General features: G+C 68.8%; 20 protein-coding genes and 1 riboswitch. Of the genes, 9 read left to right on the top strand and 11 right to left on the bottom strand.

Going from position 1 to position 24,253, the window contains the following annotated elements; genetic code table 11:
* The first annotated feature begins 13 nt into the window (after positions 1 to 13).
* The gene (locus RCH22_RS13275) at positions 14 to 643 is read left to right on the top strand and encodes a TetR/AcrR family transcriptional regulator (RefSeq protein ID WP_327014359.1); all 630 of its coding nucleotides are present in this window, start codon (positions 14 to 16) and stop codon (positions 641 to 643) included.
* A gap of 113 nt (positions 644 to 756) precedes the next feature.
* Here the strand turns inward: RCH22_RS13275 and RCH22_RS13270 are convergent, their stop codons facing one another.
* The 3 genes from RCH22_RS13270 to RCH22_RS13260 all read right to left on the bottom strand — a co-directional run bounded on the left by RCH22_RS13270 (position 757) and on the right by RCH22_RS13260 (position 3,040).
* The gene (locus tag RCH22_RS13270; RefSeq protein WP_327014358.1) at positions 757 to 1,059 is read right to left on the bottom strand and encodes a hypothetical protein; all 303 of its coding nucleotides are present in this window, start codon (positions 1,057 to 1,059) and stop codon (positions 757 to 759) included.
* A 60-nt stretch (positions 1,060 to 1,119) separates the two neighbouring features.
* Positions 1,120 to 1,434, bottom strand: a complete 315-nt coding sequence (locus RCH22_RS13265) for a hypothetical protein (RefSeq protein ID WP_134447109.1) — start codon at positions 1,432 to 1,434, stop codon at positions 1,120 to 1,122.
* Between the two features lie 163 nt (positions 1,435 to 1,597).
* Positions 1,598 to 3,040, bottom strand: coding sequence for a helix-turn-helix domain-containing protein (locus tag RCH22_RS13260; RefSeq protein WP_327014357.1), 1,443 nt, complete (start codon positions 3,038 to 3,040; stop codon positions 1,598 to 1,600).
* Between the two features lie 180 nt (positions 3,041 to 3,220).
* On the opposite strand from RCH22_RS13260, the gene RCH22_RS13255 reads away from it, so the two are divergent.
* Positions 3,221 to 5,071 (top strand): phosphoenolpyruvate carboxykinase (GTP), encoded by a 1,851-nt coding sequence (locus RCH22_RS13255; RefSeq protein WP_327014356.1) that lies wholly within the window; start codon positions 3,221 to 3,223, stop codon positions 5,069 to 5,071.
* A 52-nt stretch (positions 5,072 to 5,123) separates the two neighbouring features.
* Here the strand turns inward: RCH22_RS13255 and RCH22_RS13250 are convergent, their stop codons facing one another.
* Positions 5,124 to 5,696: a TetR family transcriptional regulator gene (locus RCH22_RS13250; protein WP_327014355.1), complete on the bottom strand. Its 573-nt coding sequence runs from the start codon at positions 5,694 to 5,696 to the stop codon at positions 5,124 to 5,126.
* 57 nt (positions 5,697 to 5,753) lie between these two features.
* On the opposite strand from RCH22_RS13250, the gene RCH22_RS13245 reads away from it, so the two are divergent.
* From RCH22_RS13245 to RCH22_RS13225, 5 genes are all read left to right on the top strand, one after another.
* Positions 5,754 to 6,884, top strand: coding sequence for an MFS transporter (locus RCH22_RS13245; protein ID WP_327014354.1), 1,131 nt, complete (start codon positions 5,754 to 5,756; stop codon positions 6,882 to 6,884).
* A gap of 36 nt (positions 6,885 to 6,920) precedes the next feature.
* Complete coding sequence (locus tag RCH22_RS13240) at positions 6,921 to 7,244, top strand: hypothetical protein (RefSeq protein ID WP_327014353.1); 324 nt, start codon at positions 6,921 to 6,923, stop codon at positions 7,242 to 7,244.
* Positions 7,245 to 7,410: 166 nt separating this feature from the next.
* Entirely contained in the window at positions 7,411 to 10,524 is a 3,114-nt protein-coding gene (locus RCH22_RS13235) for a glycoside hydrolase family 38 C-terminal domain-containing protein (protein WP_327014352.1), read from the top strand.
* Between the two features lie 252 nt (positions 10,525 to 10,776).
* Complete coding sequence (locus RCH22_RS13230; RefSeq protein ID WP_327012584.1) at positions 10,777 to 10,989, top strand: hypothetical protein; 213 nt, start codon at positions 10,777 to 10,779, stop codon at positions 10,987 to 10,989.
* A gap of 74 nt (positions 10,990 to 11,063) precedes the next feature.
* On the top strand, positions 11,064 to 12,005 hold the full coding sequence (locus RCH22_RS13225; protein ID WP_327012585.1) for a DDE-type integrase/transposase/recombinase: 942 nt from the start codon (positions 11,064 to 11,066) through the stop codon (positions 12,003 to 12,005).
* A 131-nt stretch (positions 12,006 to 12,136) separates the two neighbouring features.
* On the opposite strand, the gene RCH22_RS13220 is transcribed toward RCH22_RS13225, so the two are convergent.
* The 7 genes from RCH22_RS13220 to RCH22_RS13190 all read right to left on the bottom strand — a co-directional run bounded on the left by RCH22_RS13220 (position 12,137) and on the right by RCH22_RS13190 (position 21,434).
* On the bottom strand, positions 12,137 to 14,839 hold the full coding sequence (locus RCH22_RS13220; RefSeq protein ID WP_327015531.1) for an ABC transporter ATP-binding protein: 2,703 nt from the start codon (positions 14,837 to 14,839) through the stop codon (positions 12,137 to 12,139).
* A gap of 259 nt (positions 14,840 to 15,098) precedes the next feature.
* The gene (locus RCH22_RS13215; protein ID WP_327014351.1) at positions 15,099 to 16,466 is read right to left on the bottom strand and encodes an MFS transporter; all 1,368 of its coding nucleotides are present in this window, start codon (positions 16,464 to 16,466) and stop codon (positions 15,099 to 15,101) included.
* A 266-nt stretch (positions 16,467 to 16,732) separates the two neighbouring features.
* The gene (gene ribH / locus RCH22_RS13210; RefSeq protein ID WP_327014350.1) at positions 16,733 to 17,212 is read right to left on the bottom strand and encodes a 6,7-dimethyl-8-ribityllumazine synthase; all 480 of its coding nucleotides are present in this window, start codon (positions 17,210 to 17,212) and stop codon (positions 16,733 to 16,735) included.
* A complete protein-coding gene (gene ribA / locus RCH22_RS13205) occupies positions 17,209 to 18,471 on the bottom strand; it encodes a GTP cyclohydrolase II (protein WP_327014349.1) in 1,263 nt (420 codons plus the stop codon). The genes ribH and ribA overlap by 4 nt, the downstream gene beginning before the upstream one ends.
* A complete protein-coding gene (locus RCH22_RS13200) occupies positions 18,468 to 19,100 on the bottom strand; it encodes a riboflavin synthase (RefSeq protein WP_327014348.1) in 633 nt (210 codons plus the stop codon). The genes ribA and RCH22_RS13200 overlap by 4 nt, the downstream gene beginning before the upstream one ends.
* Before the next feature lies 1 nt (position 19,101).
* The gene (ribD, locus tag RCH22_RS13195; protein ID WP_323510930.1) at positions 19,102 to 20,160 is read right to left on the bottom strand and encodes a bifunctional diaminohydroxyphosphoribosylaminopyrimidine deaminase/5-amino-6-(5-phosphoribosylamino)uracil reductase RibD; all 1,059 of its coding nucleotides are present in this window, start codon (positions 20,158 to 20,160) and stop codon (positions 19,102 to 19,104) included.
* Between the two features lie 93 nt (positions 20,161 to 20,253).
* Positions 20,254 to 20,384: riboswitch (FMN riboswitch) on the bottom strand.
* Positions 20,385 to 20,462: 78 nt separating this feature from the next.
* Positions 20,463 to 21,434 (bottom strand): sugar-binding domain-containing protein, encoded by a 972-nt coding sequence (locus RCH22_RS13190; protein WP_327014347.1) that lies wholly within the window; start codon positions 21,432 to 21,434, stop codon positions 20,463 to 20,465.
* Positions 21,435 to 21,587: 153 nt separating this feature from the next.
* Between RCH22_RS13190 and RCH22_RS13185 the strand changes: the two genes are divergently transcribed.
* Positions 21,588 to 23,303 carry a glycerol-3-phosphate dehydrogenase/oxidase gene (locus tag RCH22_RS13185; protein WP_327015530.1) on the top strand — a complete coding sequence of 572 codons (1,716 nt, stop codon included), beginning with the start codon at positions 21,588 to 21,590 and terminating at the stop codon, positions 23,301 to 23,303.
* Positions 23,304 to 23,454: 151 nt separating this feature from the next.
* Positions 23,455 to 24,219, top strand: coding sequence for an MIP/aquaporin family protein (locus RCH22_RS13180; protein ID WP_327014346.1), 765 nt, complete (start codon positions 23,455 to 23,457; stop codon positions 24,217 to 24,219).
* Positions 24,220 to 24,253: the final 34 nt, after the last annotated feature.

Raw genomic sequence — 24,253 nt, 5'->3', positions numbered from 1 at the left:
ACACTGAGGTGCGATGTCAACCCTTCCGAGCCGAGTCAAGCGCAAGTCCGGTCCCGAGCGCGCCGCCGAGATCGCGCGCACGGCCCGCGAGATCGCCCGCTACGACGGTCTCGACGCCATCACGCTCCGCGCGATCGCGGCCCGGATCGGTGTCACACCCGCCCTGGTCAGCCACTACGAACCGAGCACGGAGGGCCTCGTCGCGACGACCTTCGGCTCGATCGCCGGCGCAGAGCTCGCGGAGATCACGAAGGAGCTCTCGGCGCACCCGAGTTCCGTCGAGGCGCTGCGCGCGCTGATCGACACACTCCTGGGCCCCGATCGCAGTGCCGTGACGACAGTGTGGCTCGACGCCTGGAGCGTCGGGCGCCGCAACATCGCCCTTGCCCGTGAGGTCGGCGTGCAGATGGATGCCTGGCAGGCGTTTCTCGTGGCCCTCCTGAACCGGGGCTGCGCGCGCGGCGAGTTCGCCGTCGCCGACAGCGGCGCCCTGGCCTGGCAGCTCCTCGCGATCATCGACGGCATCAACGCGCACGCCGTCGTGCGCTACGGCGACGCCCGCGGCCAGCGCGACCTCGTGCGCACCGTCGCAGAGCACGAACTCGGTCTCCCGCCGGGCACCCTCTCTGCCGCACCCGCCTGACGCACTCGCTCCGGCGCATCCGCTCTCCGCAATTGGGTCGGAACATACATGTCGGCATCCGTTGCATCCGCTGCCAGACACGACGACTCCCACCGGGTACGCGCGCCCCGCGGTCAGGACGCGATGGTGAAGAGCCCCGCGATACCGACGAGGTACAGGCAGAGCACCGGGAGGAAGGCATTTCCTCCAAAGATGTCACTCATGGCGAGGTTGTCGTCGCCCTGTTTGATGGACTGCAGACCGGTGGAGAGCTCGGGCAGCGAGGTCGCCAGGGCCAGGATCGTGGCACCGAAGATGATTCCAGAGACTCCCAGCTGGTTCGCCGCCGCATCGCCGGACAACTCCAGAACGACGCCGGCGACGAGCGTCGCCAATGCCGAGACCGCGAAGATCGCTCCGGCCCTTCCGGTGCTCATTTTTGTGCCGCCGCTGAGGAGCCATTCTCCGTTACATTGTGGCGAACGCGCGCGGCGCACTCAATCGGCTTCCGCCTCCGCCTTCTCACCGTGCGAGACGATATCGCCGTCCGTGAAGAGGATGCCCTGAGCGATTTCTCGCCATTTCGGCTTTGCGCGGAGCAGGAACTCCAGTTCCATACTGAAATGTTTGTACTCTTCGCCGAGCGAATCCTCCATGATGGCGCGGGCGGCGGAATCCTGCTCAACGGCTATGCGTTGTTCATACCAGCCGATTGCTTCGGCTTCTTCGGAGAGGCTTGCGCACATCCTGGCGAACGTACGAACCTCGGCAGACAACTCCTGAGGCGGCTCGTGATACTGGTCTGTCGGCATGTTCTCTTCCTTTTCTGTCGGAAACGGCCCGACTAATCGCAGCGTAGGCCCTGATCCGGTGCGGGCGTAAGAACGCGAGACCACCGTGGAAGGTGGCGTTGCTTCGAAACATGGAATCCCCACACACATACTCGACCCAGCCGGACGCCAAAACACCATCCGATCACGGGGCCGCGTGGGCCTCGAGGAATTCGTAGACCTCGGTGTCGTCGACGCCGGGGAAGGTGCCGCTCGGCAGGGGCGAGAGCACGTGCGCGTGCAGGCGGGCGCTCGGCCAGGCGTGACCGGCCCAGTGCGCGGCCAGGTCGGAGGCCGGCCGGCGGCAGCAGGACTCGTCCGGGCAGCGCGACACGGCTCGCTGCACGGTCTCGCGTCCGCGGAACCACTTGGCGTGCACGAACGGCACCCCGACGCTGATCGAGAATTCGCCGCCATCCGCCGCCCCGGTCTGGGTGGCCGACCAGAAGGTGCCGGCCGGAGTGTCGGTGTACTGGTAGAACTCGGTCGTGCGGTTGGTATGCGTGAAGGCGCTGCGGGCACTCCACTGCTTGCAGACGAACTGGCCTTCGATCGAACCGGTTACGTCGACCGGCAGCGGCAGGCCGTCGTTCTCGTAGCCCTTCTGCAGGGCGCCGTCGCCCGTGACCCTGAGGAAGTGCAGCGGCATGTCCAGGTGCGAGGTGGCGAGGTTGGTCAGGCGGAGGGCCGCGGCCTCGTGGGTCACGCCGAACGCGTCGCGGAAATCCTCGACCGAGAGCTCGCGCTCGCGTTTCGCGCGCGCGAGGAACGCGACGGACGCGGCAGGCGGCATCAGGCACGCGGCCGCGAAGTAGTTGATCTGCAGCCTCTGCCAGAGGAACTCTGCGTAGCTCGCCGGGCGTTCGTGCCCGAGCAGCCGGTGCCCCATCGCCTGGAGCGCCATCGACCGCAGCCCGTGCCCGCCGGGGATCGACGCCGGCGGCAGGTAGATCCGGTGGTTGACGAGGTCGGTCACCGAGCGGGTCGAGTTCGGCAGGTCGTTGACATAGATCAGGCTGAAGCCGAGCTGCTCGGCCATCACGCTCACCTCGCGGTGCGTGAGTGCTCCGGAGACGTGACCGGACGCCCGCACCCGGTCCTCGGCGAGCTCCTCGATGTCGGGCATGTAGTTGTTCTGCTCGCGCATGAGCTCGCGCAGCTCCGTGTTCGCCCGCCGGGCCTCCTCCGGCGTCGCGATCGCCTCGCTCGCGCGCCGCGCAAGCTCACGGTGCAACCCGATGAGCGACTCGAGGGCAGTGACCGGCATGCCCTTGGTGACCTTGACCTCGGGCAGGCCGAGCGCACCGTAGAGCGGGTTCTTCTGCGCCCGCGCGAGCTCGATTTCGAGCGCGGCCCGCCGGTTCGGCGCCTCGCCGTTGAGCAGGTCGGCGATCGGGACGCCGAGCACGGTCGCGATGTCCTGCAGGATCGACAATTTCGGTTCCCGCCGGCCGTTTTCGATGAGCGACAGCTGGCTGCCTGCGAGTCCGACCTTCTCGCCGAGCTGGTCGAGGGTGAGGCCGCGCTCGCCGCGATAGTGGCGGATGCGCAGGCCCAGGGTGACGAGGTCAGAGGCTCGAGTCGACATTCCTTAACAATATCTAAAGAAGCACGATTCTTAACATGAGTTTTTTGATCCATGAGGGAAGATTGCGCGCATTCTGGTTCTGCAGCACAAAGTTACGGACGCCCGACGACAAGCCGCGCGGATGCTTCGATCACCACTGCAGGCATCCGCTGCACACCCCATACCGAGAAAGGCCAGGAGATGACCATCGCCCAGTTCCGAGTCACATCCAGCGGAAGCGATTCCGACGACACCGCCGGTACCACGGATCCCAATCTCCAGTCCTGGGTCGATTCCATCGCCCGGCTGACCCAGCCGGACGAAGTGATCTGGTGCGACGGTTCGAGCCGGGAGGCCGACGAACTCTCCAAGCAGCTCGTCGCCGAGGGCAAGCTCATCAAGCTGAATCCCGAGTGGCGTCCGAACAGTTACCTCGCCCGGACGAGCCCGTCCGACGTGGCCCGGGTCGAAGACCGTACCTTCATCTGCTCGACGGACCCCGACGACGCGGGCCCCACCAACAACTGGGCCGACCCCGCCGCGATGAAGGACGAGCTGCGCGCCGTCTTCGCCGGCAGCATGCGCGGCCGCACGATGTACGTCGTGCCGTTCTCGATGGGCCCGCTCGGTGGCCCGATTTCCCAGCTCGGCGTCGAGATCACCGACTCACCGTACGTCGTGCTCAACATGGGCATCATGACCCGGATGGGCGATGCCGTGCTCGAACTGATCGAGGCCGGTGCCCGCTGGGTGCAGACCATCCACAGCGTCGGGTACCCCCTCACGGATGCCGCAGGCGAGACCCGCCAGGACGTCACGTGGCCGTGCAACGACACCAAGTACATCGTGCAGTTCCCCGAGACCCGCGAGGTGTGGTCGTACGGCTCGGGCTACGGCGGCAACGCGCTGCTCTCGAAGAAGTCCTTCGCTCTGCGGATCGCGTCGGTGATGGCCCGCGACGAGGGCTGGCTCGCCGAACACATGCTCCTGATCAAGGTGACCTCGCCGGAGGGGCGTGCCGTGCACCTCGCCGGCGCCTTCCCCTCCGCCTGCGGCAAGACCAACCTGTCGATGCTGCGCCCGACGATCGCCGGCTGGACGGTCGAGACGATCGGGGACGACATCGCCTGGCTCCGCCCCGGCCCCGACGGGCGCCTCTGGGCGATCAACCCGGAGGCCGGCTTCTTCGGCGTCGCCCCCGGCACCGGCGTCGTCACGAACCCCACCGCGGTGCAGACCGTCTGGGGCAACACGATCTTCACGAACGTCGCCCTCCGCGACGACGGCGACGTCTGGTGGGAAGGCCTCACCGAGACGCCGCCGAGCCACTTGATCGACTGGCAGGGCAACGACTGGACGCCCTCGTCGCCGACCCCGGCCGCGCACCCGAACTCCCGCTTCACGGTCGCCGCGGCACAGTGCCCCTCGATCTCCGACGACTGGGAGGCCTTCGGCGGCGTCCCGATCGACGCGATCCTCTTCGGCGGGCGGCGGGCCACGAACGTGCCCCTCGTCGCCCAGGCCCGCAGCTGGAAGCATGGTGTCTTCATGGGGGCCACGATCTCGTCGGAGAAGACCGCCGCCGCAGAGGGCACCGTCGGCGAACTCCGCCGTGACCCCTTCGCGATGCTCCCGTTCTGCGGCTACAACATGGCCGACTACTGGGCGCACTGGCTGCGCGTCGGCAAGGGCCTCGGCAGCCGGGCACCCGAGATCTTCCAGGTCAACTGGTTCCGCAAGGGCGCGGACGGCAGCTTTCTCTGGCCGGGCTTCGGCGAGAACTCGCGGGTGATCGAGTGGATCGTGCGCCGCATCGAAGGGTCGACGGATGCCGTCGACACCCCGATCGGACGCCTCCCCGCCGCGGGCGCCCTCGACCTCGCCGGTCTCGACCTCTCGGAGGAGACCGTTGAGCAGCTGTTCCGCATCGACAAGACCAGCTGGCTCGCCGAGTGCGACCTCACCGAGGACTACTTCGCCCAGTTCGGCGACAGGGTCCCCGCTGCGTTGCTCGCCGAACTCGCGAGCGTGCGCTACCACCTCAAGGGGTAGCGGCGGGCCGTCGGGGCCGGCCGGGGGCATCCGCTGCCCGGGCCGCCCGGGCTCAGGGGGCGATGAGTTTGCGGGCGGCGGCGACCGCTGCGGCGCGACGGCGCTCCCGCACGGATACCTCCGGCCCGGGCCCCGAGGCCGGGAACACCCCGGGGGAGTGCACCCACGACGTCGCGAGCGCGAAGACGAGGGTGACGAGGTCTTCCGGATCCCAGCTGGGGTCGATTTCGCCGCGGGACTGGGCTGCCGCGATCGCGGTCGCCTCCGGGCCGTTGCGCCACTCCGAGGTCGTCGGCAGCAGCGCGGCGGCACCCTCGAGCCTGGCCCAGTCGAGCATCCGCGAGTGCTCGGGGTACTCGACGACGTGGTCGAAGACCCGGCCGACGAAGCCGGGCAGGTCGTCCGTGTCCATCGGGATCGCGGCCATCACGTCGCGCCGGTTGACCTCGAGCACGGCGGTGAACAGGGCGCCCTTGTCGCCGAAGTACGCGTAGAGGCGTTCCTTGCTCGCCTTCGCGGCCGTGGCGATGCGGTCGACGCGCGCGCCGGCCAGGCCGTACCGGGCGAACTCGGCCTGGGCGGCAGCGAGAATTCGCTCGCGGGTCGCTTCTCCGTCACTCCTCATGACTAAGATCATACCTATCCCAACCAACTAGTTCGTTTGAATAGGATTTCTGTCTCGATGAGTTCTACCGCTCCTGCTGTCTCCGTCTCTTCCCCGCCCCTGTCCGATCCCGCCGCGCACCCGCGCCGCTGGTGGCTCCTCGCCGTGCTGGCACTGGCCCAGCTCATGGTCGTGCTCGACGGGACCATTGTCAACATCGCCCTGCCGAAGGCGCAGCTCGCCCTCGGCATGAGCGACGGCGACCGCACCTGGGTCGTCACGATCTACGCGCTCGCCTTCGGCTCGCTGCTGCTACTCGGCGGCCGCATCGCCGACTACTGGGGCCGCAAGCGCTCCTTCCTCGTCGGGATGGCCGGCTTCGCGCTGGCATCCATGGTCGGCGGCCTCGCAGACACCACCACCCAGCTACTGATCTCCCGCGGCCTTCAGGGTGCATTCGCCGCCCTGCTCGCCCCGGCCTCGCTCGCGATCCTCACGATCACCTTCCCCGGCGGCAAGGACCGGATCAAGGCCTTCGCCGTCTACGGCGCGATCGGTGGCGGCGGCGCGGCCGTCGGCCTCGTGCTCGGCGGGGTGCTCACCGAGTTCACCAGCTGGAACTGGTGCCTGCTCGTCAACGTGCCGATCGCCCTCGTCGCGATCCTTGCCGCGATCCCGCTGATGCAGGAGAGCCGCGCGCACGGAAACACCCGCTATGACCTGCCCGGCGTGATCCTCATCGTCACCGGCCTCGCCTCACTCGTCTACGGCTTCAGCCAGGCCGAGAACGGCTGGGGGCGGGTCGAAACGATCGGGTTCCTCGCCCTCGGCGTCGTGCTCCTCGTGGCCTTCGTCATCGTCGAGGCCCGGGCGATGAACCCGCTGCTGCCGCTCCGGGTCGTCACTGACCGGGTCCGCGGCGGCGCCTTCCTGGTTTCGCTGCTCACCGGCGCGAGCCTCCTCGGCGGCCTGTTCTTCCTCACCCTGTACTTCCAGATCGTGCTCGGCTACTCGCCCCTCCGCTCCGGGCTCGCCTCGCTCCCGATGACGGCAACCATCATGGTCTGCGCGACCGCGCTCTCCGGCATCCTGCCGAAGGTCGGCGTGCGCCTGCCCCTGACGATCGGCCCGGTAATCGCGGCGGCCGGCCTGGCCTGGCTGTCGTTCGTCACCGTCGAGGACGCCTACGCGCTGAGGGTGCTACCGTGAGTCATCCTCCTCGGCATCGGACTCGCATGCATCTTCGTGCCGCTGCAGAACGTCGCCCTCGCCGGCATCGACGCGCACGACGCCGGCGTGGCCAGCGCCGCGGTGTCCGCGACGCAGCAGATCGGCGGGTCGATCGGCACCGCCCTGTTCACCGCCCTGTACACGGCTGCGATCTCGAGCTACCTGGCCTCGAACCCGGCGACGCCGACCGTTCAGCTCGACGCGTTCGTGAGCGGGTATTCGATCGCGTTCCTCTGGGCGGCCGGGCTGATCCTGCTCGCCGCCCCGATCTCGTTCTTCATGATCAAGCACTCCAAGGCGGACCTCGTCGGCGCCCCCGAGATCGTGCACCTGGGCTGACCGAGTCCGTGTTCCCCGCGCGTGCTCGGCGTCACCGCGACCGCGCGGGGGCTACTCAGAAGATCTGCCGGGATGCGCAGGCGGGGCCGCGGAACAGTGCGGCAGCTCCGTCGGACCGGTGCGGATTTCCTGAGTTCGCCCCCGGGGGCGGTCGTAGGATGCTGGCATGGACGACGAGGCCGCACTGATCCAGAAGCGCATCGACCGGTTCCTCCGCGAACGGCTGCGGCCGGCCGTGTACCGCGCGGCCGTGCCGCTGCAGGTCTCGGCCTGGGCTTCGACGGCTCCGGTGACGGATGCCCCTGCGACCTTCGCCGAGGCCGTGCGGCAGTCCTACACGCCGTTTGCCCCCGGCGAGGCCTGGGGCCGCCCCTGGGGAACGGTCTGGTTCCACGCGACGCGCCTGATCCCCGCGGACTGGGCCGGGCAGCCCGGTACCCGCATCGAGGCGGTCGTCGACCTCGGCTTCACCGACACGATGCCGGGATTCCAGGCCGAGGGCATCGCCTGGACCGCAGGCGGTGCCGTAATCAAGGGAATCGCACCGCGCAACCGCTCTCTGCCGCTTACGCCGCTGGTACCGCGACCGTTGGACGAGACGGGCGCCCCGGCATCCGTCGACTTCTACGTCGAGGCGGCCGCCAACCCCGACGTCACCGCAGGCTTCACGTTCGTGCCGACCCGGAACGGCGACCCGGCCACGGCCGGCACCGAACCGCTCTATCGGCTGCGACACCTCGACCTCGCGCTCCGCGACGACGAGGTCTGGGAGTTGCTGCAGGACGTCCTCGCCCTCGACGGGCTGCGCCGGGCCCTGCCGCACGGGTCGACGCGCGCTGCCGGGATCCTGCGCGCCCTCGAGCGCTGCCTCGACGTGCTCGACCCGGATGATGTCTCCGGATCGGCCGCGCGAGGCCGGGCCGTGCTCGCCCCCGCGCTCGCGCAGCCCGCCGCCGCGAGCGCGCACCGGGTGCACGCTGTCGGGCACGCCCACATCGACAGCGCCTGGCTCTGGCCGGTGCGGGAGACCGTGCGCAAGGTCGCCCGAACGTTCTCGAACGTGCTGGCCCTGGCCGAGGAGCATCCGGGATTCACGTTCGCCGCGTCATCCGCCCAGCAGTATGCCTGGCTCAAGGAGTACTACCCCGAGCTCTTCGAGCGGGTGCGCGCCCAGGTCGCTGCGGGTGCTTTCGTGCCTGTCGGCGGGATGTGGGTCGAGTCGGACACGAATATGCCCGGCGGGGAATCCCTCGCCAGGCAGTTCGTCGCCGGCAAACGGTTCTTCCTCGAGGAGTTCGGGATCGAGCCGCTCGAGGTCTGGTTGCCGGACTCGTTCGGCTATTCCGCGGCGCTCCCGCAGATCATCGCGGCGGCGGGGTCGCGCTGGTTCCTCACCCAGAAGTCGTCCTGGAACGAGACGAACCCGATGCCGCACCACTCCTTCCGTTGGGAGGGCATCGACGGCACGCGCATCTTCACGCACTTCCCGCCCGTCGACACCTACAGTTCCGACCTCTCGGGCGCGGATCTCGCCCGCGCAGAGACCCAGTATTCCGAGAAGGGCATGGCCAACACCTCGCTCGTCCCGTTCGGCTGGGGCGACGGCGGGGGCGGGCCCACGGCAGAGATGATCGCCGCCGCCCGCCGGACCGCCTCGCTCGAGGGGTCGCCGACGGTCGAGCTCTCCACCCCGCGACGGTTCTTCGAGGCCGCAGAGGCCGAGTACCCGGAGGCGCCGATCTGGTCGGGTGAGCTCTACCTCGAGTTCCACCGCGGCGCGTACACGTCGCAGGCCCGGACCAAACGCGGCAACCGGCGCAGCGAACACCTGCTGCGGGAGGCCGAGCTCTGGGCGGCGTCCGCGAGCATCCGCACCGGGGCCGCCTACCCGTACGACGCGCTCGAGCGGGCTTGGCAGACCGTGCTGCTCCAGCAGTTCCACGACATCCTGCCCGGCTCCTCGATCGCCTGGGTGCACCAGGAGGCCGAACGCCGCTACGCGGAGGTCGAACGCGACCTCGGCGCGCTCGTCGCGGCATCCGTCACCGCACTCTGCGGCGCCGGCGACCGAACCGTGGCACTCAACGCGGGCCCGTACGCCCTGTCCGGTGTGCCCGCCCTCGGTGCCGGTCGGGGAGCGACGATCAGAAACGACACCGGCCCAGCGGATGCCCCCGCGACTGTGGCCCGCACGGCGTCCGGCCTGCTCGTGCTCGCGAACGCCCTCGTCAGCGTCTCGATCGACGCCGACGGACTCATTACCTCCCTGCGCGACCTCCGCGCCGACCGGGAACTCATCCCGTCGGGCACTCGCGGCAACCGGCTGCTGCTGCACCGCGACACACCCACCCAGTGGGACGCCTGGGACATCGACGCCCACTACAAGCGCACGACCGTCCCGCTCGACGCCGCCGTGTCCGTCGAGGTCGTAACCGACACGACCGCCCGGGTCGGCGTGCGGGTGACCCGGGAGTTCGGCGGCTCCCGACTCGTGCAGGACATCACCCTTGCCGCCGGCTCCCCGGCGCTCGACCTCGGCTTCGACGTGGACTGGCACGAACGCCAGAAGCTCCTGAAGATCGAGTTCCCGTTCGACGTGCACGCCGAACGGGCCGCCTCGGAAATCCAGTTCGGGCACGTCTACCGCCCGACGCACGCGAACACCTCTTGGGACACCGCCCGCTTCGAGACCTGCGCGCACCGCTGGGTGCACGTCGGTGAGCCCGGGTACGGGGTCGCGGTGGCCAACGATTCCACCTACGGCCACGACATGACCCGCACGACGGATGCCGCCGGTCGCGCCACGACGACGGTGCGGCTGTCGCTCCTGCGCGCGGCACTCTTCCCCGACCCTGGGGCGGACCAGGGCCGGCACGCCTTCCGCGTCTCGGTGCGTCCGGGCGCGAGCATCGCCGACGCGATCACCGAGGGCTATCGGCTCAACCTCCCGCTCCGCACCGTGACCGGTGTCGCGAGCGAGAGCATCGAACCGCTCCTCGAGGTCGACAACCCCGCCGTCGTGATCGAGGCGGTCAAACTCGCCGAAGACCGCAGCGGCGACCTGGTAGTGCGCATCTACGAGGCGCACGGGACCCGGGCCCGTGCCCGGGTCATCCGCCGCTTCGAGGCAGCGGATGCCTACCCGACCGACCTGCTCGAACGCAGGTTGGCAGAACCCGGACTTCCGCTCGCGCAAGCGGGCCCGCTTCTCGACATCGAGCTGCGGCCGTTCCAGCTCCTCACCCTCCGCTACCCCCAACCGATTCGACGGAGTTTTTAGGGTTTTCCCTCTGCGTCAAGCTGGTTGTGAGTCAGTTCACGATCAGTAGGAGTCAGAGGAATGTCGATTAGTCCAGGGTTCACTGTGGTGGAGATCCGCGAGTTTGTTCATGAGTATCACCGGCAGCCGCATGGTCAGAAAGGTGCCTGGTTAGCGGGACAGCCGGTCTCGCATGCGATGCTGACGCGGTGGAGCGCCGCGGTGTATGGCGGTGATCTGGACCGGGGTCTGGTTCCGCGAGAGGGTAGGGCTATGACTGTTCCCCCTCGTAAGCGCACGGCGCTGGAGAAATCACGGGCCGCTGAGCGCGCGGCGCACGCGGCTGAGGTTGCGAAACTGAGCGCGCGGGTGCGCGAGTTGGAGGACACGAACAACACGCTGGGGAAAGCTATCGGGCTCTTGCACGCGATGAGCGAGGAAGAGCCCGCACCCACCCCGACGACATCCGATCCGTCCGGTTCCTGAAGCTCGAGAACACGCTCGTCGGTGACCTGACGCGTTTAACGGGGTCGCAACGCCGCGCTTTGGTCCTCGCGGGCGTGGCCCGCTCAACGTGGCAGTACCGGCAGAAGCCCCGCGCCCGGGTGCCCGAACCCATCGCGCAGAAAGACCGCGCGTACTTGTCTCGGATCCCCACGACGGATCGGAAGGTGATCGCGGAACAGATCACGACGGGGTGGACGGCGGGGCATTCCGTCGATCACACCTTTGCGAGCGTCTGGGACCAGGGTGTGATGCTCGCCGGGCGCCGGTCCTGGTGGCGGATCGCCGCCGACCTCACCGATCAGAGCACCCGCCCCGTCGTGCCCACCGGGCGTGGGTCTCGAACACCCCGCCAGAAGCCGGTGCTGGTAGCGACCGGGCCTGGGCAGGTGTGGTCCTGGGACATCACCGACCTCCGCTGCCCGTGGCGGGGCACAACGTTCAAGGCGTATTCCATCATCGATATCTACTCGCGCACGATCGTCGGCTGGCGGGTCGAGGAACGCGAGAGCGACCACCTCGCCGTGGAGATGTTCCAGAGCGCGTTCGACCAATACGGCACCCCCAAGTTCGTGCACGCCGATTCCGGGCCCGCGATGCGTTCGGGCGCTCTGGCCGATCTCCTCGCCGAGCACAAGGTGACTAAAACCCACAACCGGCCCTATGTGTCCAACGACAACCCGTTCTCCGAGTCTGAATTTCGCACAATGAAGTACCGGCCCAACTACCCCGGAACGTTCGAGAGTCTTCAGGCCGCCCGCGACCACCTGGCCGAGTACGTGCCTTGGTACAACACGACCCACAAGCATTCCGGCATCGCGTTATTCACGCCCCAGCAAGTCCACGACGGCTCCTGGAAGCAGGCCCACCGCATCCGCGACATGGCACTGCAGACCTACCACCAGAACCACCCGGAACGATTCCACTCGCGGCCGACTACACCCGCACCAGCCGGCACCGTTGGAATCAACATCCCCAAGGAAACTGTCAAAAGCTAGCCCACGTGACTCCACACAGCTTGACATCGAGCGTTTCGGGTCAAAACCGGCCTCCCACGTGCCGGAAACGCAAAACTCCGTCGAATTCGTCTGGGGGGCAGGGCGGGCACCGGGCGTGAGCCCCCGGGCGGTTAGACGAGCAGCTGGTGCTTGGCGAGCTCGCGATAGAGCGGCGTCGAGACGACGAGCTCGGAGTGCGTCCCTGTCCCGATCACCTGGCCGTGGTCGAGCACCACGATCTGGTCGGAGTCGACGACGGTCGAGAGCCGGTGCGCGATCACGATGAGCGTGCGGTCGACGGCGACGGCGTCGATCGCAGCCCTCATCAACTGCTCGTTGACCCCGTCGAGGCTCGAGGTCGACTCGTCGAGCAGCAGGATCGGCGGCGCCGCGAGCAGCGCACGCGCGATCGCGAGCCGCTGGCGCTCCCCGCCGGAGAGCATCACGCCGGATTCCCCGACGGCTGCGGCGAGCCCGGCCGGGTCGCGCTCGAGCACCTCGCCGAGGTTGACCGCGTGCAGCACGGCGATGCACTCCTCGTCGGTCGCATCCGGCGCCGAGAGCACGAGGTTGTCGCGCAGCGAGCCGGCGAGCACGGGGGCGTCCTGCTCGACGTAGCCGATCTGCGACCGCAGCGCCGTGCGATCCAGGGTGCGGATGTCCAGCCCGCCCAGTCGCACGACGCCCGCGTTCGGGTCGTAGAACCGTTCGATGAGCGCCAGAATGGTGCTCTTCCCGGCGCCGGACGGGCCGACGAGCGCGGTGCGCAGTCCGCGCGGAGCGCTGAAAGAAACCCCGCGCAGAACGGGCCGCGGCTCGGACGGGTCAGCGGCCGGGCCGGCATCGATCCCGGTGCCGACTGAGCCGGCCGCACCGGCGTCGACGCTGGGCGCACCGGTGTCATCTGCGGACCCGAAAGCCGGGGCGGTGTGCGGACCGTCGTCGGGCCCGGGATCGGACGGCGTGCTCGGCGTCGGAGCGGTCGCGGATGCGCCGGCGGCGGCCCTGCCGGCGGCCGTGCCGGCGAACGCAACGGCCTCGGTATCCGAGGTCTCAGAACTGGCCGAGGCATGCGAAGTGGCCGAGGCACGCGAAGCGGGCGAAGCGGGCGACGCAGGCGACGCAGGCGAATCGACTGAGGTAGCCGAAGTGGCTGAGGCGGGCGCATCGGGCGCATCGGGCGCATCGGGCGAGACAACGGTACCAGGGGCGTCGGCCGCGGAGCCGTCCGCGGCGGAAAGGCAGGGCACCTCGGCGTCGGCGGCCCGGGCCGGGGTCGGGGCGGCAAACGCCGTGGCCGCTGCGACCGCGGCGATCGACACGGTCCCGGTCGCCGCCGCATACACCGCTGCGGTCATCGCGGCCGATGCCTCGGCGGCGGCCTCGGCAGAGGCAGCGGAGGTCGCGGCGGCCCTGGCGGAGGCGGTCGCCGCGGCCGCGGACTCCGCGGCGAGGGCGGCGGCGGGACGCGCGGCGGCCATGGTCGCGGCGGCGTGCTCCGCTGCGGCAAGGTGGGCGGCGGCCTGCTCGGCGTGCGCCAGGTCGACGGCCGCCCGGTCGGCGGCGGCGCGGTCGGCGGCGGCGAGGTCGGCGTCGACCAGGTCGGGTTCGGCGAGCATCGCCTCGATCACGCCGGGAGCGACGAGGGCCGTCACGAGCGCGTTCGGCATGGCGTCCGCGGGGAGACCGGCAGGCGAACCGCCGGCACCAGACCCGGCACCAGACCCGGCACCAGGCACGCCGTCACCTGCGGCGTCGACGGGCACCGCGGCATCCGCCGTCGACGCCTGGGTCGCATACCCGAAGAACACGTTCTCGAAGGAGATCGCGGGGGCGTCCGGCCGCACCGATTCGTTGGCGGCGCCTACGGTGATCGCGAGCGGGAACAGGTCGCGGTCGAACTGGTCCTCGGCGGGCAGGTCGACGATCTCCTGGATGCGGCCGAGGGCGCCGAGCGCCGAGTTGACCGAGGTGATCGCGCCGAAGGCCTGGCCAAGCGGCAGGATCATCAGGAACAGGAAGAGGATGAACGCGATCAGGTTCGCGACCGTGATCTGGCCGCTCGCGACCCGGAAGCCGCCGACGCCGAGCACGACGAGGAATGACACCTGCATGGCGATGCCGGCGATCGGCACGACGAGGGCCGAGATCTTCGCGACCTCCAGGCCCATCTGGTACGCGCCGGTCGCGTCGGCGTCGACGGCCGCGATCTCGCGGTCTGTCGCGTTCGAGGCACGTACGGTGCGGATCGCGCTGATCGCCCGCTCGACGCTCGCGGCGAGGGCGCCGACCTTCTCCTGGGCCATGCGGCTTGCGACGCGGATCCGCTGCGACAGCAGCGTGACCGTGACGACGGATGCCGCGATCACGAGCACGGTCAGCCCGAGCAGCACCGGGTCGATCACGAGCATCGCGATCAGCGCGCCGAGGAAGGTGAGCGACCCGCCGATCGCCTCGACGAGTCCCTGGGTGAGCACGGCGCGCAGCAGGGTCGTGTCCGAGCCGACCCGGGAGACGAGGTCGCCCGTGCGGCGGGTGTCGAATTCGCTGATCGGGAGGCGCAGCATCCGCCCGATGAGCTTGCGCCGGCTCGAGAGCACGACGCCCTCCCCGGTGCGCTGCAGCAGGTAGTGCTGGTAGCCGCTGATCAGCCCGGACACGACCACGAGCGCGACGAGCCCCCACACGAGCGCGCCGAGGGGCTGGTTCTGTTGCACGACGGTGATGACCTGGCTGACCAGCAGAGGCTGGGCGAGGCTCGCGAGCGCCCCCAGAATGCTCAGCACGACGACGACACTGAGCACCTTCTTGTGCTCGAGAAGGTAGGGGAGCAGCTGGCCGAAGGTCGCGCGCGGGCCGTTCGCGGCATCCGCCCTGCGCCCGAGACGCCCGAGGCGGCTGCGCGGCTTGGGTGCCGGTGCGGGACCGGTGGATGGTGCGGTCTCGGCGGGCGTGCTGGTGTCACTGGTCGGGGTACTCACCAATCGAGCCTAACCGCAGCGGCATACGCAACGGTTGCCGCTTCGGACAATTGCGGCCCGTACAGGAGCCACAGTCGTCCGAAACTGCAACAGTTACCGGGGAGTGGGCCGGCTACGCCTCGATGTCGACGTCCTTGGTCTCTCGGCTGAGCAGGAGGGCGACCAGCGTGATGACCGCCATCACCGAGAGGTACACGCCGACCCAGAACGGGCTGCCACCGCCGAGCGTCCAGAGCCAGACTGCGATGAACGGGGCGACCGCCGCACCGAGGATCGAGCTCATGTTGTACGCGAACGCCGAACCCGTGTACCGCACCGCCGTCGGGAACAGCTCGGGCAGGAGGGCGCCCATCGGCCCGAACGTCATGCCCATCAGGGTGAAGCCGAGGATCAGGAAGATCATCACGCCGAGGAACCCGGCGCCGAGCAGCGGCACGAAGAGCAGTCCGAAGACGATGATCGCGAGGGTGACCCAGATCAGGGTGCGGCGGCGGCCGAAGCGGTCGGCCCAGGGCCCGGAGGCGAGGGTGAACACGCCGAAGAACAGCACGCCGACGATCATCATCAGCACGAAGGTCGTGTAGCTGTAGCCGAGGCCCGCGACGGGAGCGGTCGTCGCCGCACGGCCGTAGCTCAGGCTGAACGTCGTCATCAGGTAGAACAGCACGTAGGTCGCGAGCATGATGAATGTGCCGAGGATCAGTTCGCGCCAGTTGGACTTGAAAACCGCGGCGAGCGGGAGCTTGTGCACCCGGTTCGTGCGCGCGGCCTTCGTGAAGGCGTCGCTCTCCACGAGGCGCAGCCGCACCCACAGGCCGATGATGACCATCACCGCAGAGAACAGGAACGGCACCCGCCAGGCCCACTCGAGGAACGCGGTTGACGGCCGGGTGGGGTCGTCGCTCGGCAGCAGCGTGGCGATCAGCAGGAACAACCCGTTCGCGATGATGAAGCCGATCGGCGCGCCGACCTGCGGGAAGGTCCCGTACCAGGCGCGTTTGCCCTTCGGGGCGTTCTCCGTCGCCACGAGGGCGGCACCGCTCCACTCTCCACCGAGCGCGAAGCCCTGGGCGAGGCGCAGCACGACGAGCAGCAGCGGGGCGAACCAGCCGACCTGGGCGTACGTCGGCAGCAGTCCGATCAGGAAGGTCGCGATGCCCATCGTGAGCAGCGCGCCGACGAGGGTCGCCTTGCGGCCGACCTTGTCGCCGAAGTGCCCGAAAACGAGGGCGCCGACGGGACGGGCGACCATGGCCGCGCCGAAGACCGCGAAGGAGGCGAGCAGCGCCGTGGTCTCATTGCCGGTCGGGAAGAAGAGGTGCGGGAAGACGAGCACCGCCGCGGTCGCGTAGACGTAGAAGTCGTAGAACTCGATCGTCGTGCCGATGAGGCTCGCGAGCACGACGCGGCTGCGGGGGTTGGTGGGCGCCTGCGGCGCGGGGGTGGCGGCTGACGGATGCGACAGAGTGGATGAGGACATGGAAGAGAGTCATTCCGTGGTGAGGGGGCGTGAGCGGGCGTGTCGACCCGTGCGGGAGCGCCGGCGTCGATCAGGCGTCGTGCCCGCGCGGGGGTTGCCCGGAGGGAGGTGTCCGCTTGTGGCGGTCACTCTGCACCATACGTCCGTGACTCGTCGGACTCAAATCCTGAGGCGAACCGTCCCCCAATCGGGACTTTCCGTTTCCGGGGCCGAGGGTGAGATCGGATGCCCCCTCGGCATCCGCTCCCAGTGACCGATCTCGGGTATTACGAATTCGGCATACGGAGGGCGCGCAGCACCTGGGCGGTGTTGATAGCGGCGGATGCCGCTTCCTCGCCCTTGTCCTCCTTGGAACCGGGCAGGCCGGCCCTGTCGAGGCCCTGCTGTTCGTCGTCGAGGGTGAGCACGCCGAAGCCGACCGGCTTCCCGGTGTCGAGAGCGACCCGGGTGAGGCCGTCCGTTGCGGCCGCGGACACGTACTCGAAGTGCGGGGTGCCGCCGCGGATGATCACACCGAGCGCGATCACGGCATCCGCCCCATTCCCGAGAGCGACCTTCGCAGCGACCGGCAACTCGAAGCTGCCCGGCACGCGCACGAGCGAGAACGTGGCGCCGGATGCCTCGAGCACCCGGGTGGCGCCGGCGATGAGCCCGTCGGTGATGACGTCGTGCCAGCGGCCGGCGATGATGACGATGTTGAGGCCCGTGCCGTCGACGACGACCGTGGGCGAGCCTGCTCCACTCATAGTGCGAGTCCTTTCAGGATGTCCCGGTCGGCCAGGTGGTGGCCCATGCGTTCTCGTTTCACGGCGAGGTACTCCTGGTTGTCGATGCCCACGCCGACGATCAGCGGAACGCGTTCGAGAACCGTGACCCCGTGCTCTTCGAGCTGGCGGAGCTTCTCGGGGTTGTTGGTGAGCAGGCGCACCGAGGAGATGCCCATCTGGTCGAGGATGGCGCTCGCGGCGCCGTAGTCGCGGGCGTCGGCGGGCAGGCCGAGGGCGAGGTTCGCGTCGATCGTGTCGAGGCCCTGTTCCTGGAGCTTGTATGCCCGCAGCTTGTTGATCAGGCCGATGCCACGACCCTCCTGGCCGCGCAGGTAGATCACGATGCCGCCCTCTGCCTGGATGGTTTCGAGAGCCGCGTCGAGCTGCGGTCCGCACTCGCACTTGAGCGAGCCGAAGGCCTCCCCGGTGAGGCACTCGGAGTGCACCCGCACGAGGGCGCCGTCCCGGGGCGTCCCCGAGACGAGGGCGACGTGGTCCGCTCCGGTCATCCGATCGCGGTATGCCCGGATCTGGAAGTCGCCGTGCCGGGTCGGCACGGTCGTCTCGACCTCGAAGTCGACGCGCGGGGATTCCCGGATGGCGTGCGCGGTCGGCAGCTCGGAGTCCGCGTGGAACTCGTCGAGGTAGGCGATCAGGTCGGCGATCGTGATCACGAGCACTCCCTCGCGTTCGCCGAGTTCGAGGAGGCCGGGCAGGCGCATCATCTCGCCGTCTTCTCCGACGATCTCGGAGATTCCCGCGACGGGGGCGAGCCCGGCGAGTTTCATCAGGTCGACGGCGGCCTCGGTGTGGCCGTCGCGTTCGCGCACGCCGCCGTCCTTTGCGCGCAGCGGCATGATGTGGCCCGGCCGGTGCAGGCTCGACGGGGTGGATGCCGGGTCGGCGAGCACGCGCAGGGTGTGGGCACGGTCTGCGGCGCTGATGCCGGTGCTCAGCCGGTCGGCGGCGTCGACGGAGATCGTGTAGTTCGTGCCGCGGGGGTCTTCGTTGTTCGGCACCATGATCGGCAGGTTGAGCTTGTCGGCGAGCTCATTGGTCATCGGCGCGCAGATGAAACCCGAGGAGTAGCGCACGGTCCACGCGAGCCATTCCTGGGTGGCCATCTGCCCCGAGATGATCACGTCACCCTCGTTCTCCCTGCCTTCGTCGTCGGCGACGATGACCGGCTTGCCGAGACGCAGTTCCGCGAGCGCGCTGGGGATGTCTGCGAGGCTCATGAGTGACTCCTTCGTGATCCTGCGTCCGCGAGGGCGAGCATGCGCTCGACGTGGCGGGCCAGGATATCGGTTTCGATGTTGACGTGCTCTCCGACCGTTCGTTTTCCGAGCGTCGTGGCCGTGAGGGTTTCGGGGATGAGGGAGACTTCGAACCACTGCTCGGGTTCGGTCGCCGGGCTGATCGTGCTGACCGTGAGGGAGACCCCGTCGACGGCGATCGAGCCCTTGTTCGTCACGAGGGGCGCGAGCTCGGGGGAGAGGCTGAACCGCAGCACGCGCCAGGCGTCGCCCGGGGTGACCGCGAGCAGCTCGCTCGTGCCGTCGATGTGGCCCTGCACGATGTGTCCGCCCAGGCGCCCGCCGACGAGGGCGGCGCGCTCGAGGTTGACCGGGGTCCCTGGCCCCGCCTCGGCGAGGGTCGACATCCGCAGGGTCTGCGCCATCACGTCGGCGGTGAACGTTTCCGGCGTGCGCTCCACGACGGTCAGGCAGACGCCGTTGACGGAGATCGAGTCGCCGATCGCGGCCCCGGACACGGCGAGGGGCCCGCGGACGGTCAGGCGTACGGCATCCGTGCCGTGTTCGACCCGGTCGACGGTGCCGAGTTCCTCGATGATTCCGGTGAACATGTCAGATCCTTGTCTCTGTGTGTGCGGTTTCCACGTGCGGGAAGTCCCGCGGCCGGGCGATCACGAGCAGGTCCTCGCCGAGGCGCTCGATGCCCTCGACCGTGAGCCGGCGCTGCTGGTCGATCCCGGTCACGCCGATGTCGCCGACGGCGAGCCGGCCGCCGCCGAGCAGGGTCGGAGCGAGGTAGACGAGGTATTCGTCGACGAGCCCGGACCCGACGAAGGCGCTCGCGAGTCCCGGTCCGCCCTCGATGAATGCGCTGCGGATGCCGCGGGCGTGCAGGTCGTGGAGGATCTCGTTGAGGTCGGGGCCGGGGTAGAACAGCGGCGGATGCGGGTGCTGCCGGATAGTGGCATCCGCGGGCACCGCGCGGGTGCCGATCACCACGGGGACCGGCTGGGTCGGGAGCAGGCTTCCGTCGGCGGCACGGGCGGTGAGGGCCGGGTCGTCGGCGAGCACGGTGCCGGTGCCGACGAGGATCGCGCCTGCGGCCGCGCGCCGCCGGTGCACGTCGAGGCGGGCATCCGGGCCGGTGATCCAGCGGCTCGAGCCGTCGGCCGCGGCGGTCCGGCCGTCGAGGCTCGAGGCCCACTTGAGCGTCACGAACGGACGGCCGAGCCGGGCGGCGACCAGCCAGTCGGCGAGGAAGGCTTCTCCCTCGCCGGCGAGCACTCCGCCGACGACCTCGACGCCGGCGGCGCGGAGTCGCTCTGCGCCGCCGGACGACGCGCGGCCGGGATCGGAGACGGCGAAGATCACCCGGCTCACGTCCGCTTCGATCAGGGCGACGGCGCAGGGGCCGGTGCGGCCGGTGTGGTTGCACGGTTCGAGGGTGACGATGACGGTCGCGCCGCGGGCGGACCCGGCCGGGAGGTGCGACAGGGCGTCGACCTCGGCGTGGGCAGTACCGGCGCCGCGGTGCCAGCCTTCGGCCAGTACGACACCGTCCGGGTCGACGATGACGCAGCCGACCCGCGGGTTCAGCCCGGTCGCCGGGCCGTTGGCGGCGAGGGAGAGGGCGCGCCGCATGAGGACGTCACGCTCGGTGTCCTGGATCATTCCCGCCTCATTCGTTTCTGCAACGAACTCCGGGGGTGGATTGTGGATACGCGTACGCCATAATCCTTCGGCGGGCCCCGAAGGTCCAACCGAATCGTGCGCCTCTCATCCGGACTTTAACCGTCGGTGCTGGAATTTCACCAGCTCAACCGTTTCACCCTGGAGCGGAACGGGTCGCGGACTTTCACCGCCGGTTCGGATTTACACCGACCCCGGAGCACGTTTCTTGCTTCTAGTTATAGCCCAACGCCACCACTCCCGGATAATTCCCTCCTGGCCCTGTGCAGGATTTGGACGTTTTCTTACGACCCGACCAGGGCGCGGGCGGTGCCCTCGTCGATGAACAGGTCGGTGATGAGGCCGGCGGCCAGCGCGCCGCGCAGGCTGTCCACCTTGGACGTGCCTGCGACAACGCAGATGCGCCGCGGGGTGCGGCGCAGCACCGACAGTTCCGGTCCGGTCCCGCGGTCGTTGAGCGGGATGCCGTCGGTCGAGCCGTCCGCGCGGTAGAAGACCGTCGCAACGTCGCCGACGACCCCGGCATCGCTGAGCGCCGTGAACTCCTCGTCGTCGAGGTAGCCGCCGACGTACACGTGGCTGGGAACCATGGAGAAGGGCGATCCCACGCTGAAGAGCGCGACATCCATGTTGCCCTGCATTTCCAGCAACCGGCGCAGGCCGCGTTCACGCCAATAGGCCGTGCGTGTGGCCGGGTCGTCGAAGAAGGTGGGAACCGGGAACTGTTCCAGGCGGGCGTCGAACGCGTTGCTGAATCGCCGCAGGATCTCATTGGCGTAGTCGAGGCCCGTGCTGCGGGTGTTTCCGGCGCCGTTCAACTGCACGATCTGCGCGTTGTGGGTGCGCTTCGGCGTCAGGTGGCGGCTGACGGCATTCATCGTGGAGCCCCAGGCGATGCCCATGATCATGTTGGAGTCGAAGAATTCGCCGAGAATCCGTGCAACGGACAGGGCCACTCGCTCCAGCCTGTCGACGTCGCTGGCATAGTCGGGCACCGGCAGAACGTGCGCGGTGACCTGGAACCGGTCCAGGATGAGCTTCTCGACCCGGCTGGGAGCGTCGAGCGGAGAGCGGATCTGGATGTCGACCAGCCCGCTGGCCCTGGCCTGGCTGAGCAGGCGGGACACCGACGAACGGGAGGTGTGCAGCTCCTGCGCGATGGCCTCCATGGTGAGGTCCTGCACGTAATACAGTTGCGCCGCAGTGAGGGCGTCCGTGGTGCGGTCGGACAGGGGCGGATCATTCGGATGGATCACGGAGACTCCTTGCACATATGTTCACAGCTCTTGACCGTTTGTGTAGAACTTAGCAGGGTAGGAGAAGTTTCCCGTCCCGTATAGTTTCCCAGCCGCAAAGAAGTGAGCGAATCAGTGCCGTCAACTCCCGATCAGTCATCCTCCGCCCGGCCGCTGTCCGGAGCCGCCGCCCAGGCCGCCCTGCAGGAACTCCCCCGGGCCCAGGTGCTCATCATCGGAGCCGGAATTAACGGCATCGCGACCTTCCGCGACCTGGCGATGCAGGGTGTCGACGTCGCGATCGTCGACAAGGGCGACTACGTCTCCGGCGCCTCGTCGGCCTCCTCGCACATGATCCACGGTGGTGTGCGCTACCTCGAGAACGGGGAATTCCGCCTGGTCAAGGAGTCGGTCGAGGAACGCAACAGCCTGCTGAAGATCGCCCCGCACTACGTCAAGCCCCTGAAGACGACTATTCCGATCTACTCCACCTTCTCCGGGGTGATGTCGGCGCCGATGCGCTTTCTCACTCACCGCCAGGGTGCGGCCCAGGAACGTGGCGCCCTGCTGATCAAGATCGGCATGATGCTCTACGACTCCTTCTCCCGCGACGGCGGCACGGTGCCCCGGCACGAGTTCCTCGGCAGGAAGGCATCGCTCAGACTGCTGCCGCGCCTCAACCCGGGCCTCAAGTACACGGCCACCTACTTCGACGCCTCCATGCACGACCCCGAGCGCCTCGCGCTCGACGTGCTGGCCGACGGCCTGGCCGCCGGCGCGCACGCGCGCAGCGCCAACTACATCGAGGCCATCGGCATGGATGCCGCGGGCGTGCGTCTTCGGAACGCGGTCACCGGCGCCGAATTCAGCTTCCAGGCCGACATCGTCGTGAACACGTCCGGTCCCTGGACCGACCTCACGAACACGGCCCTCGGTCAGACCAGCACGTACATGGGCGGCACCAAGGGGTCGCACATCGTGCTCGACAACCTGGAGCTTCTCGCGGCCACGGGTGGCCGAGAGATCTTCTTCGAGCACAAGGACGGCCGCATCGTGTTGATCTTCCCGCTTGCGGGCCGGGTGCTGGTCGGCACCACCGACCTCGAACACGATATGACCCAGCCCGCGCGCTGCACTGAGGACGAGGTCGACTACTTCTTCGATCTCGTCAAGCACGTTTTCCCGGATGTGGCCGTCGACCGCTCAGAGATCGTCTTCCGGTTCGCCGGTGTGCGTCCGCTGCCGCGGCACGACGACGAGGCACCGGGGTTCGTCTCCCGCGACTACCGCATCGAGTCCCGTCCGCTCGGTGCCCGACCGGGCACACTTCTCAGCCTCGTCGGCGGCAAGTGGACGACGTTCCGGGCCCTCGCCGAGCACCTGAGCGGCGACATCCTCACCCTGCTCGGCCGCACCCGGGTCGTGTCGACGGCCGGCCTTCCCATCGGCGGCGGGCGCAATTTCCCGGCCACGGATGCCGCGCACCGGGTCTGGATCGCCGCGAACGGCGACGAGGTCGGCGCCTCGAGGGCCGACCAGCTGTTGACCCGCTACGGCACCCGCGCGGTCGACGTGATCGACTTCATCACCGCGGAACCGGACGCAGCGCTGGAACACCACGCCGATTACTCCCGTCGGGAGATCGAGTTCCTCGCGGCCACAGAATCTGTGGTGCACCTGACCGACCTCGTTCTGCGACGCACGAGCATGGCCTTCCGTGGTGAGCTCAGCCTGGCGCTGCTCGAAGAACTCGCCGGAGTCCTCGCTCCCGTGCTGGGCTGGGATTCCGCACGTCGCGCTTTCGAGCTCGACCTCGCCGTCGACGTGCTGCGCGACCTGCACGGTGTGGACCTCTCCGGCGTCGGCGAGGCATCCGCTTCGCTCGCCTAGCCCGCGATCTGCACGAACGTGCACGGCGGAACGCACCGATTAGTGCATCAGGCCGATAGGTTTCTCACGATTCGTTTTCGCTGTATATCGGCGGAACCTCAGCTGCACGACCATCGGTTACAACTCGGCTTCACTGAACAAGGGTGTCAATGTGGACAATCTCGGTATCGTTTTTCTTTCGGAGCTGGTGGGCACGGCCTTGCTGGTCCTCCTTGGTTGTGGGGTGGTGGCCAACGTGGCCCTGGCCAAGAACAAGGGCCTGGGCGGCGGTTTCCTGATGGTGACGGTCGGGTGGGGCCTCGCGGTCTTCTCCGGCGTCATCGTGTCCTACAACTCGGGGGCGCACCTGAACCCCGCCGTGACCCTCGGCCTGGTCGCATCCGGCGCCACTGAATTCGGCTCCGGGGTCCCGGTGAACTTCCTGTCGGTGCTGACCTACATCGGGGCGCAGCTGCTTGGAGCCATCATCGGCGCCGTCTTCTGCTGGCTGGCGTACAAGCAGCACTTCGACCAGGAACCGAACCCGGCGAACAAGCTCGGTGTCTTCTCCACCGGTCCGGCCATCCGTTCGTACGGCTGGAACCTTCTTACCGAGATCATCGGCACGTTCGTGCTGGTGTTCGTGATCATCGCCTTCGGCGGTGGCCGCCAGGGTGTCAACGGCGGGCTTGCCGCGCTCGGCCCGCTCCCGGTTGCCCTGCTCGTCATCGTGATCGGCACCTCCCTCGGCGGGCCGACCGGCTACGCGATCAACCCCGCCCGTGACCTCGGTCCGCGAATCGCGCACTTCATCCTGCCGATCAAGGGCAAGGGTTCCTCGGACTGGTCATACTCCTGGGTTCCGGTGCTCGGCCCCATCATCGGCGGCGTGCTCGCCGGACTCCTGTCCACCGCACTCCTGCCCATCCTGGCCTAACCAGGGAACCAGTGCCGTGGCCTCCGTTGACGGA

The sequence above is a fragment of the Cryobacterium sp. GrIS_2_6 genome, assembly GCF_035984545.1.
Lineage (GTDB): Bacteria > Actinomycetota > Actinomycetes > Actinomycetales > Microbacteriaceae > Cryobacterium.
The sequence above is the reverse complement of the archived record's forward strand: the minus strand, read 5'-3'. Positions and strand labels throughout refer to the sequence as shown.

Coding starts and splice junctions, on each gene's coding strand:
- RCH22_RS13275 (WP_327014359.1), top strand. CDS start 14: ATGTCAACCCTTCCGAGCCGAGTCAAGCGCAAGTCCGGTCCCGAGCGC.
- RCH22_RS13270 (WP_327014358.1), bottom strand. CDS start 1,059: ATGAGCACCGGAAGGGCCGGAGCGATCTTCGCGGTCTCGGCATTGGCG.
- RCH22_RS13265 (WP_134447109.1), bottom strand. CDS start 1,434: ATGCCGACAGACCAGTATCACGAGCCGCCTCAGGAGTTGTCTGCCGAG.
- RCH22_RS13260 (WP_327014357.1), bottom strand. CDS start 3,040: ATGTCGACTCGAGCCTCTGACCTCGTCACCCTGGGCCTGCGCATCCGC.
- RCH22_RS13255 (WP_327014356.1), top strand. CDS start 3,221: ATGACCATCGCCCAGTTCCGAGTCACATCCAGCGGAAGCGATTCCGAC.
- RCH22_RS13250 (WP_327014355.1), bottom strand. CDS start 5,696: ATGAGGAGTGACGGAGAAGCGACCCGCGAGCGAATTCTCGCTGCCGCC.
- RCH22_RS13245 (WP_327014354.1), top strand. CDS start 5,754: ATGAGTTCTACCGCTCCTGCTGTCTCCGTCTCTTCCCCGCCCCTGTCC.
- RCH22_RS13235 (WP_327014352.1), top strand. CDS start 7,411: ATGGACGACGAGGCCGCACTGATCCAGAAGCGCATCGACCGGTTCCTC.
- RCH22_RS13230 (WP_327012584.1), top strand. CDS start 10,777: ATGACTGTTCCCCCTCGTAAGCGCACGGCGCTGGAGAAATCACGGGCC.
- RCH22_RS13215 (WP_327014351.1), bottom strand. CDS start 16,466: ATGTCCTCATCCACTCTGTCGCATCCGTCAGCCGCCACCCCCGCGCCG.
- ribH (WP_327014350.1), bottom strand. CDS start 17,212: ATGAGTGGAGCAGGCTCGCCCACGGTCGTCGTCGACGGCACGGGCCTC.
- ribA (WP_327014349.1), bottom strand. CDS start 18,471: ATGAGCCTCGCAGACATCCCCAGCGCGCTCGCGGAACTGCGTCTCGGC.
- RCH22_RS13200 (WP_327014348.1), bottom strand. CDS start 19,100: ATGTTCACCGGAATCATCGAGGAACTCGGCACCGTCGACCGGGTCGAA.
- ribD (WP_323510930.1), bottom strand. CDS start 20,160: ATGATCCAGGACACCGAGCGTGACGTCCTCATGCGGCGCGCCCTCTCC.